The sequence below is a fragment of the Caballeronia sp. LZ029 genome (genome assembly GCF_031451275.1).
Lineage (GTDB): Bacteria > Pseudomonadota > Gammaproteobacteria > Burkholderiales > Burkholderiaceae > Caballeronia > Caballeronia jiangsuensis.
The window spans coordinates 579,331-593,969 of sequence record NZ_JARUXO010000001.1 but is presented as its reverse complement, the minus strand read 5'-3'; the positions used below and the strand labels follow the sequence as shown (position 1 = coordinate 593,969).

Sequence of the window (14,639 nt, the reverse complement as noted above, 5' to 3'; positions counted from 1 at the left end):
GACCGCGGGCGGTGAGAAGCTGCTTTCTTTGGTTACTTTCTTTGCAGCAGCAAAGAAAGTGACCCCCGCCCCGGGGAGGGGCAGTGCTAATAGACCACCGCGAAATCGGGATTCCACGAAAGCGAAAGCGAAAGCGAAAGCAAAACCAAAAAGCTCACCGACACAAAACCCGCGCATGATGCGCGACATGCTCCCCGACGAAAGTCGAAATAAAGAAATACCCGTGGTCATACCCTTCATGACGCCGCACGATCACCTCGTGCCCCGCCCCCCGCGCATTGCGCTCCAACACATCCGGATGCAACTGCTCGGCAAGAAACTGATCCGCCAATCCCTGATCGACGAGAATACCGCCTTCGAACCGCGCCGCCGCATCCCCCTTGATGAGTTCGCTAGCATCGTATTGCTTCCACGCTTCGCGATCGTCCCCGAGATAGCCCGAAAACGCCTTCACGCCCCACGGACACTGCGAAGGCGCCGCGATCGGGGCGAACGCCGACACCGACCGGTACAGCTCAGGATTGCGCAACGCGAGCACGAGCGCGCCATGACCGCCCATCGAATGTCCGAAGATGCCGATGCGATCCTCACGCACCGGCAACTCGGCGAGCACCGTCTCGCGCAATTCCTGCGTCACATACGAGTACATCCGATAACGCCGTGCCCAAGGCTCGCGCGTCGCATCGACATAAAAGCCCGCCCCGACGCCGAAATCCCACGCATCTTTCTCGCCCGCAATATCCGCCCCGCGAGGCGAAGTATCCGGCGCGATCAACGCGATACCGTGTTCCGCCGCATAACGCTGCGCGCCCGCCTTGATCGGAAACGTCTCTTCCGTGCAGGTGAGGCCAGCGAGATAAAACAGCGCAGGCACTTTTCCGGACGACGCCCGCGCAGGCAAAAACACGGAGAAACGCATCGGCAGGCCGATAGTCTGCGATTCGTGCCGATAGATGCGCTGCACGCCGTCGAAGCATCGATGTTCTTCCACGAGTTCCAGCATGGCGTTTTCCTCGCTCAATAAATGACGACGGAACGGATCGACTCGCCCTTCTTCATCAGGTCGAAGCCGTCGTTGATCTGCTCCAGCTTGAGATGATGCGTGATCAGATCGTCGATATTGATCTTGCCTTCCATGTACCAGTCGACGATCTTCGGCACGTCCGTGCGCCCGCGCGCGCCGCCGAACGCGGAGCCTTTCCATTCGCGGCCCGTCACGAGCTGGAACGGGCGCGTGCTGATCTCTTCGCCCGCCGCCGCCACGCCGATGATGAACGACTGGCCCCAGCCCTTGTGCGTGCATTCGAGCGCCTGACGCATGAGCTTCACATTGCCGACGCACTCGAAGGAATAGTCCGCGCCGCCATCGGTCAGTTGCACGATATGGTCGACGACATTCTCGACTTCCTTCGGGTTGATGAAGTGCGTCATGCCGAACTTCTTCGCGAGTTCGACACGGCCCGGATTGATATCCACGCCGATGATCTTGTCCGCGCCCACCATCTTCGCGCCCTGAATCACGTTCAGCCCGATGCCGCCCAGCCCGAACACGACCACATTCGCGCCCGCTTCCACCTTCGCCGAATAGACGACCGCGCCGACGCCCGTCGTCACGCCGCAACCGATGTAGCAGATCTTGTCGAACGGCGCGTCTTCGCGGACTTTCGCGACCGCGATTTCAGGCACCACGATGTAGTTCGAAAACGTCGATGTGCCCATGTAGTGGAACAAAGGCTTGCCGTCGAGCGAGAAACGCGACGTGGCATCGGGCATCAGGCCTTTGCCTTGCGTCGCGCGAATCGCCTGACAGAGGTTCGTCTTGCGCGACAGACAGAACTTGCACTGACGGCATTCCGGCGTATACAGCGGAATGACGTGATCGCCCTTTCTCAACGTGCCGACGCCCGGCCCGACATCCACGACGACGCCCGCGCCTTCGTGTCCGAGAATCGCCGGAAAGATGCCTTCCGGGTCCGCGCCCGACAGCGTGTAGTAATCGGTGTGACAGATGCCCGTCGCCTTGACTTCGATCAGGACTTCACCCGCGCGCGGGCCTTCGAGATCGACTTCCTCGATCGTCAACGGCTTGCCGGCTTCCCATGCGATTGCTGCTTTCGTCTTCATCGTTCAGCTCCTGTAGTTTCGGTGATGCGGATTCTCTTTTAGCGCACGACGTTCAGGACTTCGTAGCATGCGCCCATCGTGTGATAGTCGACCTTTCCGGCCGGGCTCTTCTCGTCGCTGTACTGGCGGTTGTCGCGCGTGAGAATGCGATACCACGCGCCCCACTTGTGATCGACGAAATGCTCCCAGCTATACGCCCACAGGCGGTCGTAATCGTTCCAGTAACGCACGGCGAGCGCGGCGTCGCCGTCGCGTTGCGCGTGGTCCGCGAGCAGCGCAGCCGTCGCGAGCGATTCCGCCTGCACCCAGAAATACTTGTCCTCGTCGTAGAACTTGCCGTCGGGATCGAAGCCGTACACCATTCCGCCGTGCTCGTGGTCCCACGACAGTTCCAGCGCGCGGTCGAACAGTTCGCGCGCACGCGTGACATGCCACGCCTCGGGCCGATGACGGTCGAGGATCAGCAGCAGCTTCGCCCATTCGGTCTGGTGCCCCGGCTGAAAGCCCCACGGCCTGAAGATGTTGCTGCGATCGCCCTTGTTGTAATCCCAGTCGATCGACCAGTCCGGCTTGTAGTGTTCCCACACGAGTCCGCCCGCGAGCGCGGCCTGACGGTTCACCATGTTGTCGGCGAGCAGGGCCGCGCGGTCGAGATAGCGCGCTTCGCCCGTCGCTTCGAACGCGGCCAGCAGCGCCTCGCAGGCGTGCATGTTCGCGTTCTGGCCGCGATAGTCGGACACCTGCCAGTCGGCGCTCGCTTCGTCCTTGTAGAGGCCGTGCTGCGCATCCCAGAAATGCGTCTCCATCAGGTTCCAGGTTTCGTCGAGATAAGCGCGCGCCTCGTCGAATCCCGCTTCGACCGCCTTCGCATAAGCGAGCACGACGAACGCGAGGCCGTAGCAATGGTTGGTCGCATCGGTGACTTCGCGTCCGTTCAGTGTCCACGCATAGCCGCCCGTCTGCGGATTGCGATGAAACTCGCGCAGGTATTCGATGCCATGCGCCACGCCGCCGCGATATTCGTCGAGACCGAAGTGCTTGTACGCCATCGCGTAGTTGAAGACGAAGCGCGTACTCGACACGAGATGTCGCGAGGTGCGGTCGTAGATCGTGCCGTCGTTCTTGTAGTAGTGGAAGAAGCCGCCCGCAGGATCCATGCAGTGCGGATGGTAGAAGGTCATCGTGCGCAACGCGTGATCGAGCAGGAACGCGCGCGCGCGGAAATCGGGATGTGACGGCGAAGGTGCGGGCATGGCTGAGTTCGATGTGGTCTCGACGAAGCGCGCTTCGGTTACCGCTCATATGAAGCGACGCTTCATGCTCCCCGACGCGGATTGCATCGGGATTAAAGGTACGAAAGTTTAAGCGGACTCGCGCCCGATCGTGAACCAGTCTTCGGTACGCCTGTACAGATCGATGAAACGCGCGAGCCGTGCGTCGAGCGAAGCGTTCGCTTGCGGCGTCGCGACGAGCGTCGCCATGGGTGCGAGCGATGCGAGATCGTCGATGCGCCAGTGGCCCGCCGCGATGCCGCCGAGGATCGCCGCGCCGCGCGTCGCCGCGTTCGGGCAGTCGACGGCGTGCAGCTCGACGCGCAATGCGTCCGCGAGCAACTGCCGCCAGCGCGCATCGACGGAGCCGCCGCCCGCGAGCAGCATCGAATCGAGCGGCGTGCCGTTCGCGCGAATCGCGTCCAGTCCGGCACGCAAGGCGAATGCCACGCCCTCGAACGCGGCGCGCATCATCGTGGCGCGTGTGTCGTCGAGACCGAGTCCGAGCCAGCCGCCGCGCGCGCCGGGGTTCATCCACGGGGAGCGTTCGCCGCTCAGATACGGCAGGAAGCTCACGGAGGCGCTGGCGTTCGCGGCGAAGGCATCGTCGTAGGCTTGCGGCCACGACGCGTAGCCGAGCCACCCGCGCACCGCTTCCAGCGCGACGCCGACGTTCTGCATCGCCGCCATGCGATACCACGCCCCCGTCGCCGCACGATAGGTGTGCAGGCCGTGCACGGGCGCGGGCGCAGCGGCGCACATCACGACGATCTGGCCGCCGGTGCCGGTGGTGAGCAACGCGTCGCCGTCGGCCGACAGCCCGCTGCCGAGCGCGGCGCACGGCGTATCGCCCGCGCCGACGGCCATCGGAATGCCCGCGCGCAAGCCGAGTTCCGCCGCCGCTTCGCCCGATAACGCGCCGCCGCGCTCATGCGATGCCGCGAGCGGCGCGAACCATGTGCGCGGCAAGCCGAGCGCGTCGATGAGCGCATCGTCCCATTCGCCCGATGGCGCCGCGAGCGCGGTCGCGCAGGCATCGGAGGCATCGGTGACGAAGCTTCCGCCGAGCTTCGCGCGCAACCAGTCCTTCGGCTGCAACGCCCGGCGCGCGGCCTTCGCGATCTCCGGTTCGTGCGCCACGAGCCAGCGCAGCAGCGGCCCCGCCATCCCAGGCGCGACCGGATTCGGCTGCGGCGCGGGCCATGCGTCGAGCAGATCGCGGGCGCGCGTATCGGGCCAGAGCATCGCGGCGCGCAGCGCGTGGCCATCGGCGGCGGTCGGCACGACGCCGTGCATCTGCCCGGAAAAGCCGATTCCGCTCACCGCTTCACGCTCGTCCGCCGGCAAACGCGACGCGGCGCCGACGAGCGCGGAGTACCACGCATCGACCGTGGTTTCGGCCCAGCCGGGCTGCGCGCTGGTCACCGAATACGCCGCGCTCGACGATGCGATTTCGCGCCCGTCTTCATCGACGATGGCGAGTTTCAGGGAGCCCGTACCGAGATCGATGCCTAAAAAACGCATGGGATTCCGAGTCTGAAAAGACGTTAGGGAAAACGCGTAAAACGCGGGTATACCCCGCGATCGCGCGATGAACACGAAAAACGGACTATACGCGCGGCGTGATGAACATCATAACGAGCGCTCGAAGAAAGCGGCCTTTCGTCACGCGACGAAATTCCGGCGATGTGCGTCAAACCCTTTGCAGCAAGGACTTGCGCATGTTCGCGCCACCGGTGGCGCGCGAAACCCATATCGACGGGCGAACGCGACGTATAGCGCCGCGTGGTCTTGTTCGTGCGTTCCGATGCACTTAACTTGGAGGCCATTCAAATGGAAGGTGACATAGGAGAGAGACATGGCTTCAAGTTCGGTGAACCCGTCCGTGCATCCGTGCGACGAACGGCTGCCCGCCGGTCAACTGCTGACGCTCGGCATACAGCACGTTCTCGTGATGTACGCGGGCGCGGTCGCGGTGCCCCTGATCCTCGGCGCGGCGATGGGACTGCCAAAAGACCAGGTCGCGTTCCTCATCAGCGCGGACTTGTTCTCGTGCGGCGTCGCCACCTTGATTCAGACGCTCGGGCTGTGGATCTTCGGCATTCGCCTGCCCGTGATCATGGGCTGCACGTTCGCGGCCGTCGGCCCGATGGTCGCGATCGGCACCAATCCCTCGCTCGGCATTCTCGACGTGTTCGGCGCGACCATCGCGGCGGGCGTGATCGGCATCTTCCTCGCGCCGATGATCGGCAAGCTGTTGCGATTCTTCCCGCCGGTCGTGGTCGGCACCGTGATCGCGGTGATCGGTCTCTCGCTGATGGGCGTCGGCATCAACTGGGCGGCGGGCGGCGTCGGCAATCCCGAATACGGTAATCCGGTGTTTCTGCTGCTGTCGCTCGTCGTGCTCTCGCTGATCCTGCTCATCAACAAGTTCGCGCGCGGTTTCATCGCGAATATCTCGGTGCTGCTCGGGATCGTCGCGGGCTTCGTGATCGCCGCGCTGCTCGGCCGCGTGAACATGGATGGCGTCGCGCACGCACCGTGGGTCGGCATCGTGCTGCCGTTCCACTTCGGCATGCCGCATTTCGATGCGCTCTCCGTCGCGACGATGGTCATCGTCATGTTCGTCACCTTCATCGAATCGACGGGCATGTTCCTCGCGGTCGGCGATCTCGTCGAGCGTCCGGTCGATCAGAAAGCGCTCGTGCGCGGCCTGCGTGTCGATGGACTCGGCACGCTGATCGGCGGCATCTTCAACTCGTTCCCGCATACGTCGTTTTCGCAGAACGTCGGTCTGATCGGCGTGACGGGCGTGAAGAGCCGCTTCGTCTGCGCAACGGGCGGCGTGATTCTCGTCGTGCTCGGCCTCTTCCCGAAGATGGCGCAGGTGGTCGCTTCGGTGCCGCCGTTCGTGCTCGGCGGCGCGGGCATCGTGATGTTCGGCATGGTCGCGGCGAACGGCATCAAGACGCTGTCGCGCGTGGACTTCTCGAAGAACCAGCACAACCTGTTCATCGTCGCGGTGAGCGTCGGGATGGGCATGGTGCCGGTCGTCGCGCCGAAGTTCTTCACGCAACTGCCGCATGCGCTGGAGCCGATTCTCCATAGCGGGATTTTGCTGGCGTCGGTGTCGGCGGTCGTGTTGAACATCGTGTTCAACGGCGTGCGCAAGGAACGCGACGCGCGGCGCGATGCGCGAGAAGCCGCGCATGAGTTCGAAGGCGCGGCCCACGCGGGCGACGCGCACTAAGGATGTCGTGACCCTGGAAGTGCTTGCTGGGTGTTTGCGTTGGGCGCCGCGGTGAAAACCGCGGCGTTTTTTTTGGCTGACCGATTTGTCGCGAGCGCCGAAAAGCGCGCAAGAAAAAGCCCGGCGCGTGGCCGGGCTTCGTTTCAATCACGTCGGGCAGATCAACTCGCCGCGGGCGCCGAGGCCGGCTGCGGCGGCGCGCTCTGCGAGCCGTAGTCGACGGGCGCATCGGCGGGGCGCGGCGCTTCGCCGGCACGCTCGATCCATCCGCCGCCCATGAACTGATACAGATCGACGAGGTTGGTGAGGCGATTCAGCCGCGCCGTGATCAGCAACTGCTGCGCTTCGTACAGCGCCGTCTGCGCGGTCAGCACCGCGAGATAGCTGTCCACGCCATTGCGATAGCGCAGGTCCGACAACTCCAGACGCCGGCTCTGCGAATTCACGAAACGCTCGAGCGACTTGATCTGCTCGTCGAACGTGCCGCGTGCCGCGAGGCCGTCCGCGACTTCGCGGAACGCGGTCTGGATCGCCTTCTCGTAGTTGGCGATCTCGATGCGCTTCTGCACGTTCGCGAGATCGAGGTTGGCCTTGTTCTGGCCGCCCTCGAAGATCGGCACCGTGATCTGCGGCGCGAACGACCACGCAGCCGAACCGGGCTTGAACAGACCGCCGAGCGTCGGCGAAAGCGTGCCGAAGCTGCCCGTCAGCGAAACGCGCGGGAAGAACGCCGCACGCGCCGCGCCGATGTTCGCGTTGGCCGCGAGCAGCGACTGCTCCGCCGCCGCGATATCGGGACGGCGCGTCAGGAGATCGGACGGCAGACCCGCCGGAATATCCGACAGCAGGTTCTGCGTGTCGAGCGGCATGCCGGGCGGCAGGTCCGCGGGCAACGGTTCGCCCACGAGCAGCACCAGCGCGTTTTCCGCCTGCGCGCGCAAACGCGACTGCGTTTGCAGATTCGCCTGCGCCTCTTCGACGACGCCTTCCGACTGGCGCAAGTCCAGTTCGGTGCCCGTGCCGTTGTCGTACTGCAGCTTCGTGATGCGGAACGACTCCTGCGCCGTCTTCAGCGTGTTCAGCGTGACGGTGAGCTGATCGTCGTAGGCGATCATCGTCAGATACTGATCCGCCACCGACGACACCAGCGCGATCTCCGCCGCCTTGCGCGATTCCGCGGTCGACAGATATTGCGCGAGCGCCTGATCCTTCAGGCTGCGGATGCGCCCGAAGAAGTCGATTTCCCACGACGCGTTCAGGCCGACCGAATACGTGTTCGAGATCGTCTGGTCGAAGAACGACAGATTCCGCGGCGTGCGCTGCTTGCTCTGCGACGCGGCTGCGTCGAGCGTCGGGAACAGGCCGGCGCGCGTGATCTGATACTGCGCGCGCGCCGCCTCGACGTTGAGCACCGAGACGCGCAAGTCGCGATTGTTCTTCAGCGCGAGCTCGACGATCTTCTGCAGACGCGCATCGGCGAAGAAATCGCGCCAGCCGATCTCGGGCGCGCTCTGCCCGTTCGCGCTGCGGCCATTGCTCGCCGACGACGACGCGTCCGGCTGGTGCGCGTACACGCCGCCTTCCGGAAACGTCTGCGTGACGGGCGCCGCCGGCTGCTCGTACTTCGGCTGGAGCGTGCAACCCGCGGCGAATACCGCTACGGCGGCCGCGATCAAGGAATGTTTAAGCATTTCTATGTCCTTCCTTATCGGGAGCCATTCTGCGAGCCGCCATGCGGACCTTCGATATCGCCCGATGTACCCGGCGACGGCACGTCCTTGCTCTTGCTGAATTTCGAGATCACGACGAAGAACATCGGGATCATGAAAATGGCAAGGAAGGTCGCGGTCAACATGCCGCCGATCACGCCGGTGCCAATCGCGTGCTGGCTCGCCGAGCCCGCGCCGTTACTGATCGCGAGCGGCATCACGCCGAGAATGAACGCGAGCGACGTCATGAGAATCGGGCGCAACCGCAGGCGCGCCGCTTCCATCGCCGCTTCCACGGTCGACATGCCCTGGATGCGCAACTCGCGTGCGAATTCCACGATCAGAATCGCGTTTTTCGCCGACAGGCCCACCGTCGTCAACAGACCGACCTGGAAGAACACGTCGTTTTCCAGGCCGCGCAGTGTCGCGGCGAGCAGCGCCCCGAGCACGCCGAGCGGCACGACCATGATGACCGAGAACGGAATCGACCAGCTTTCGTACAGCGCCGCGAGACACAGGAACACGACGAGGATCGAGATGCCGTACAGGATCGGCGCCTGCGAACCCGACTGACGTTCCTGATACGACAGACCCGTCCACTCGTAGCCGATGCCCGCCGGCAGCTTCGCCGCGATCGCTTCCATGGCCGTCATCGCCTGGCCGGTCGACTTGCCCGGTGCTGCCGCGCCCTGGATTTCCACCGCCGAGATGCCGTTGTAACGCTCGAGCTTCGGGGACCCGAAGGTCCAGTTGCCGGTCGCGAACGCGCCGAACGGCACCATCGTTCCCGCGCCATTGCGCACGTACCACTTGTTGATGTCTTCCGGATTCATGCGGAACGGACCGTCGCCCTGCACGTAGACCTTCTTGATCCGGTTATCGACATCGAGGAAGTTGTTCACGTACTGCGACGCCCAAGCGATCGAGAACGTCTGGTCGATGTCCGAAATCGCGACGCCGAGCGCGTTGGCCTTCTCGCGGTCGATGTTCACCTTGAACTGCGGCGTGTCGTTCAGGCCGTTCGGACGAACCTGCGCGAGCGTCGCGTCCTTCGACGCCATGCCGAGCAGCATGTTGCGCGCTTCCATCAGCTTCGCGTGACCGAGGCCCCCGCGATCCTGCAGCTCGAAGTCGAAGCCCGCCGCGGTGCCGAGTTCAGGGATCGAAGGCGGATTGACCGGGAAGATCATCGCGTCCTTGTAGGGCGCGAAGTGCATGAACATCCGCCCGACGAGCGCCTGCACCTTCTGGTCGCTGTGCTGCCGGTCCGCATATTCCTTCATCCGCACGAACACGAGACCGGAGTTCTGGCCGCGGCCCGCGAACGAGAAGCCGTTCACCGTGAACACCGATTCGACGATCGCCTTCTCGTCCTTCAGCAGATATTCCTGCACGTCCTTCAGCACATGCGCCGTGTATTCCTGCGTGGAACCGGCCGGCGCCTGCACGAGCACGAACATCGTGCCCTGGTCTTCGTCAGGCAGGAACGACTTCGGCAGACGAAGGAACAGCATGCCCACCGCGACGATCACCACGATATAGATGATCAGCCAGCGGCCCGAGCGCCGGATCACGTGCTGCACGCCGCTGTGGTACTTCTCCTGGCTCTTGTTGAAGGTGCGGTTGAACCAGCCGAAGAAACCCTTCTTCTCGGGCTGATGCCCTTCCGGATGCGGCTTCAGGATCGTCGCGCACAGCGCCGGCGTGAGAATCAGCGCGACCATCACGGACAGCACCATCGCCGCAACGATCGTCAGCGAGAACTGCCGGTAAATGGCGCCGACCGAGCCGCCCGAGAACGCCACCGGCACGAACACCGCCGACAGCACGAGCGCCACGCCGATCAGCGCGCCGGTGATCTGGTCCATCGCCTTGCGGGTCGCCTCGCGCGGCGATAAATGCTCCTCGGACATCACCCGCTCGACGTTTTCCACGACCACGATCGCATCGTCCACGAGCAGACCGATCGCGAGCACGAGGCCGAACATCGACAGCACGTTGATCGAAAAGCCCACCGCCGACATGATCGCGAACGTGCCGAGCAGAACGACCGGCACCGCGATCGTCGGGATGATCGTCGCCCGCAGGTTCTGCAGGAACAGATACATCACGAGGAACACGAGCACGATACCTTCGATCAGCGTCTTGACCACTTCCTCGATCGACAGGCGCACGAACGGCGTCGTGTCATACGGATACTTCACGACGAGGCCGTGCGGGAAGTACTTCGAGAGGTCGTCGATCTTGGCCCGGACCGCCTTCGCCGTGGCGAGCGCGTTCGCGCCCGTCGCGAGCTGGATACCGAAGCCGGCCGTCGGCTGCCCGTTGTACTTCGTGTCGAAGTTGTAGTTTTCGCCGCCGAGATCGATCTTCGCGACATCCTTCAGGCGCACTTGCGAGCCGTCCTGATTCACCTTCAGCAGGATGTTGCCGAACTGCTCGGGCGTGCGCAGCAGCGTCGCTTCGGTGATGGTCGCCTGAAGCATCTGCCCCGCCACCGCCGGCGTGCCGCCGAGACCGCCCGCCGCCACCTGCACGTTCTGACTGTTGATGGCGTTCTTCACGTCCACGGGCGTGAGCGCGTAGTTCGTGAGCTTGGTCGCATCGAGCCAGACGCGCATCGCGTACTGCGAGCCGAACAGCGTCGTGGTACCCACGCCGTCAATACGCGAGAGCGGATCCGCCACGTTCGACGCCACGTAGTTCGCGAGGTCGTACTTGCTCATGCTGCCGTCTTCGGACACGAACGCGAGCACGAGCAGGAAGCTCGAACTCGATTTCGTGACCTTCGTGCCGAGCTGCTGCACGACCTGCGGCAGGAGCGGCGTGGCGAGCTGCAGCTTGTTCTGCACCTGCACCTGCGCGATGTCGGGGTTCGTGCCCGCCGCGAACGTCAGCGTGACGGTCGCCGTGCCCGAGTCATCCGATGTCGACGACAGATACAGCAAGTGATCGAGACCGGTCATCTGCTGCTCGATCACCTGCGTCACCGTGTTTTCGACGGTGCTCGCGGATGCGCCCGGATACGTCGCGCTGATCTGGATCGCAGGCGGCGCGATCGTCGGATACTGCGCGACCGGCAGCGTGAAGATCGACGCCATCCCCGCCAGCATCAGGATGATCGCGATCACCCACGCGAAGATCGGTCGATCGATAAAAAACTTTGCCATGTAACAGGCTCCCTTTTATTGCGCGCCCGAAGCGGCCGATGCTGCCTGCGCACCACTCGCGCCGCTTGCGTTCGCCGGAGCGGCGGCGGCGCCCTGCGCGCCCGATGCGCCCGGCGCCTGAGCTGCCTGCGCGTCCGACGCCGGATACGGGAATTTCGCGTCGACCGGCTTCACCTGCATGCCGGGCTTCGCCTTTTCCACGCCGTTCACGATCACCCGATCGCCCGGGTTCAGGCCGCTGTCGACCACCCAGTTGTTGCCGTAGGTGGCGCTCGTGACGAGCTGGCGCAGTTCGACCTTGTCGTCCTTGTTGACGACGAGCGCGGTCGGCGTGCCCTTCTGGTCATGCGTGACGCCGATCTGCGGCACGACGAGCGCGTGATCGTTCGTGCCTTCCTGAATGCGCGCGCGCACGAACATGCCCGGAAGGAGCACGCGGTCCTTGTTCTGGAAGATCGCGCGCACGGTCACGGAGCCGGTGCTCTGATCGACGCTCACGTCGGAGAACTGCAGCTTGCCCTGCTCCGTGTAGGTGCGGCCGTCTTCGAGCACGAGCGTGACCTTTGCGGCGTGGATGCCTTCGGTCTGCAGGCGGCCTTCCTGGATCTGCCGGCGCAGTTGCAGGCCTTCGACGCTCGATTGCGTCAGGTCGACGTAGATCGGATCGAGCTGCTGCACGGTGGTCAAGAGCGTCGCGGCGCTCGCCTGCACATACGCGCCCGGCGTGACCTGCGAAAGGCCGGTGCGGCCGGTGATCGGCGAGACGACATCGGTGTAGCCGAGGTTGATCTGCGCGGTATCGACCGATGCCTTGCCCGCGGCGACATCCGCCACGGCCTGGCCTTGCGCGGCCACGGCGTTGTCGTAATCCTGCTTCGACACCGCGTTGGCCGCGACCAGGATCTTGTAGCGCGACACGAGCGCGTTCTGCGACGCGACGTTCGCCTGCGCCTTCGCCAGCGTCGCCTTCGCGTTGTTCAGCGTGGCGATGTACGGCGCCGGATCGATCTTGTAGAGCCGCTGACCGGCCTTGACCTCGGAGCCTTCCGTGAACTCGCGGCGCAGCACGATGCCATCGACCCGGGCGCGCACTTGCGCGACGAGGTAGGCGTTGGTGCGGCCCGGCAAATCGACGACGACCGGCACGCTCGTCGGCTGCACGGTGACGGTGCCCACTTCGGGCGTTTGCGGCGGAGGCGCTGATTGTTTTTGCCCGCACGCTGCCAGGAACACGGCAGCCGTCGCGGCGGTGATTAAGCGGAGTGGAATCCGTTCGACGCGCATGGAGCGACCTCTGTCTAAGACGAAGAGTGAAGTAAGTGCGCGGCGGCCTTCCCCGGGCAATGCCGCGCACAAGCGTCCTTCAGGACGCTGCCAATAAACAAAACTTATCCGACGATTGAGCGGCGACGCCGGCCAGCGGCCGGCATTTCATGCACGTGCGCGACGCTCTGAAGCGCCGCCAGTGGCCCAAGGACGGCCGAACGCGCAATGGAAACGAAAGCTTAATTCGGAATCTGCTCGCCCGCGGCTGAAATTTGTGAATATCGGTGGACGGGTGGTATTGTATATACATTCGTGGATGAATGTATAAATGCGTACAGGTTTATCCCCATTCGAGGCGAAAAACACCTTTGCAGGCGTTCGACTTCGGTCGGCCAACCTTAGACAAGGGGCGCGCGACGCCCCGTTCAACGGCAGCAAGAGCAGGAGCAGACGGCCCGAAAGGCCGCACGATATGGTCAGACGAACCAAGGAAGAAGCGCAGGCGACGCGCAATCGAGTTCTCGACGCGGCCGAGCGCGTCTTCTATGAGAAAGGTGTATCGCGCACGACGCTCGCGGATATCGCGCAGGCGGCGGGCGTGACGCGCGGCGCGATTTACTGGCATTTCGCCAACAAGGGCGATCTCTTCAACGCGATGTTCGACCGCAGCCTGCTGCCGCTCGACGAGCTCGTCGCGACCACGCTCGACGGCAAGGAAGAAGACCCGCTCACGCGCCTTCGGGAGCTGTTCGTCTGGTGCATGCGCAACATCACGGCCGACGAGCAGCGCCGGCGCGTCTTCGACATCCTCTTTCTGAAATGCGAGTTCGTCGAGGAAATGGGACCGGTGCGCGAGCGGCATCAGAACAACATGCGCGACGGCATGGAGCGCATCGAGCGCGCGCTGCGCAATGCCGTCGAAAAAAAGCAGCTTCCCGCGACGCTCGACACGAACCGCGCGACGACCATGCTTCACTGCATGTTCACCGGCATCCTGCACGATTCGCTGATGCTGCCGGACCTCGTCCATCCGGAGCGCGACGCCGAAGCACTCATCGACGCGTGCTTCGACGCGCTGCGTTGCAGCCCGGCCCTACTCTCAACGGCCTGAATTCGAGGCGCGCGCCCGCTGATTCGACGCGTAGATGTTGTCGCGCGCGGGCGGCTCGCCGCTTTCCAGCGCGCTGATCCAGTCGTCCGTGGCGAGCACAGCGGCGAAACGTGACTGCATCACCACCGTGAACACGCGGTGAATCTCTTCCGCACTCGCACGGCCCGCGCTGTTTTCGTAGGGCACGGCGCCCGTCGCATCCACGAGGAATTCCACCGCGAGACCGGCATGCACCGCGTGCTTCACGGTCGAGTCGTCGCAGTTGTGCGTCATGTAACCCGCGATCACGATCGTGTCGATGTCGTGCGCCGTCAGCCAGTCGGCGAGATCGGTGCCGGCGAATGCGCTCGGCAGCGATTTCTCGACGTAATGCGCACGCGGCCGCGACGCCACCGTTTCGTGCAGCTCGGCCATCGCGGAGCCGCGCGCGAAGATCGGCGCGCTCGCCGGCGCGAAATTCTGCACGACGACCACCGGCACGCCGTGCTTTTCGGCCGCATCCATCGCGCGCGCGATATTCGCAAGCGACACGTTCACATCGGGATATTCGATCAACAGGTTGCCATCGACGTACTCGTTCTGCACATCGATGACGATCAGGGCGCGGCGCGGCATGGTCAGCTCCTTGGTGGATGGTCGAAGCATTGTCGCTGCGCCAGCGCGATGTCCAGAAGTGGCCCGATCGCCAACTTTCATCGGAATCGGGCCAAAATGCACGTATTCGATGTTTTGCCGGAG

11 protein-coding genes are annotated in these 14,639 nt (G+C 64.1%); 2 read left to right on the top strand and 9 right to left on the bottom strand.

Annotated features, from left to right (window positions below):
• The 5 genes from QCE73_RS02805 to QCE73_RS02785 all read right to left on the bottom strand — a co-directional run.
• Window positions 1-189: hypothetical protein (locus QCE73_RS02805; RefSeq protein ID WP_309879673.1), on the bottom strand; the 189-nt coding region annotated here is incomplete at its 3' end.
• Entirely contained in the window at window positions 155-1,003 is an 849-nt protein-coding gene (gene fghA / locus QCE73_RS02800; protein WP_035497846.1) for an S-formylglutathione hydrolase, read from the bottom strand. The genes QCE73_RS02805 and fghA, both read right to left, overlap by 35 nt.
• Window positions 1,004-1,017: 14 nt before the next feature.
• Window positions 1,018-2,124 carry an S-(hydroxymethyl)glutathione dehydrogenase/class III alcohol dehydrogenase gene (locus QCE73_RS02795; RefSeq protein ID WP_086970359.1) on the bottom strand — a complete coding sequence of 369 codons (1,107 nt, stop codon included), beginning with the start codon at window positions 2,122-2,124 and terminating at the stop codon, window positions 1,018-1,020.
• 38 nt (window positions 2,125-2,162) lie between these two features.
• On the bottom strand, window positions 2,163-3,377 hold the full coding sequence (locus QCE73_RS02790; RefSeq protein WP_309879672.1) for an AGE family epimerase/isomerase: 1,215 nt from the start codon (window positions 3,375-3,377) through the stop codon (window positions 2,163-2,165).
• 108 nt (window positions 3,378-3,485) lie between these two features.
• Complete coding sequence (locus tag QCE73_RS02785; protein ID WP_309879671.1) at window positions 3,486-4,919, bottom strand: FGGY family carbohydrate kinase; 1,434 nt, start codon at window positions 4,917-4,919, stop codon at window positions 3,486-3,488.
• A 334-nt stretch (window positions 4,920-5,253) separates the two neighbouring features.
• Between QCE73_RS02785 and QCE73_RS02780 the strand changes: the two genes are divergently transcribed.
• Entirely contained in the window at window positions 5,254-6,645 is a 1,392-nt protein-coding gene (locus QCE73_RS02780; protein ID WP_035497842.1) for a nucleobase:cation symporter-2 family protein, read from the top strand.
• 161 nt (window positions 6,646-6,806) lie between these two features.
• Here QCE73_RS02780 and QCE73_RS02775 read toward each other — a convergent pair whose 3' ends face one another.
• From QCE73_RS02775 to QCE73_RS02765, 3 genes are read right to left on the bottom strand one after another with little or no spacing between them, the layout of a single operon-like run.
• Window positions 6,807-8,336 carry an efflux transporter outer membrane subunit gene (locus QCE73_RS02775; protein WP_187607610.1) on the bottom strand — a complete coding sequence of 510 codons (1,530 nt, stop codon included), beginning with the start codon at window positions 8,334-8,336 and terminating at the stop codon, window positions 6,807-6,809.
• 14 nt (window positions 8,337-8,350) lie between these two features.
• Window positions 8,351-11,524 carry an efflux RND transporter permease subunit gene (locus QCE73_RS02770; protein ID WP_035497840.1) on the bottom strand — a complete coding sequence of 1,058 codons (3,174 nt, stop codon included), beginning with the start codon at window positions 11,522-11,524 and terminating at the stop codon, window positions 8,351-8,353.
• 15 nt (window positions 11,525-11,539) lie between these two features.
• On the bottom strand, window positions 11,540-12,808 hold the full coding sequence (locus tag QCE73_RS02765; RefSeq protein WP_309879670.1) for an efflux RND transporter periplasmic adaptor subunit: 1,269 nt from the start codon (window positions 12,806-12,808) through the stop codon (window positions 11,540-11,542).
• Window positions 12,809-13,262: 454 nt separating this feature from the next.
• Here QCE73_RS02765 and QCE73_RS02760 point away from each other — a divergent pair, with 454 nt between their 5' ends.
• The gene (locus QCE73_RS02760) at window positions 13,263-13,901 is read left to right on the top strand and encodes a TetR family transcriptional regulator (RefSeq protein WP_035497985.1); all 639 of its coding nucleotides are present in this window, start codon (window positions 13,263-13,265) and stop codon (window positions 13,899-13,901) included.
• On the opposite strand, the gene QCE73_RS02755 is transcribed toward QCE73_RS02760, so the two are convergent.
• Window positions 13,890-14,522: a cysteine hydrolase family protein gene (locus QCE73_RS02755; protein ID WP_309881894.1), complete on the bottom strand. Its 633-nt coding sequence runs from the start codon at window positions 14,520-14,522 to the stop codon at window positions 13,890-13,892. The two genes, QCE73_RS02760 and QCE73_RS02755, sit on opposite strands and share 12 nt — an antisense overlap.
• Window positions 14,523-14,639 lie beyond the last annotated feature (117 nt).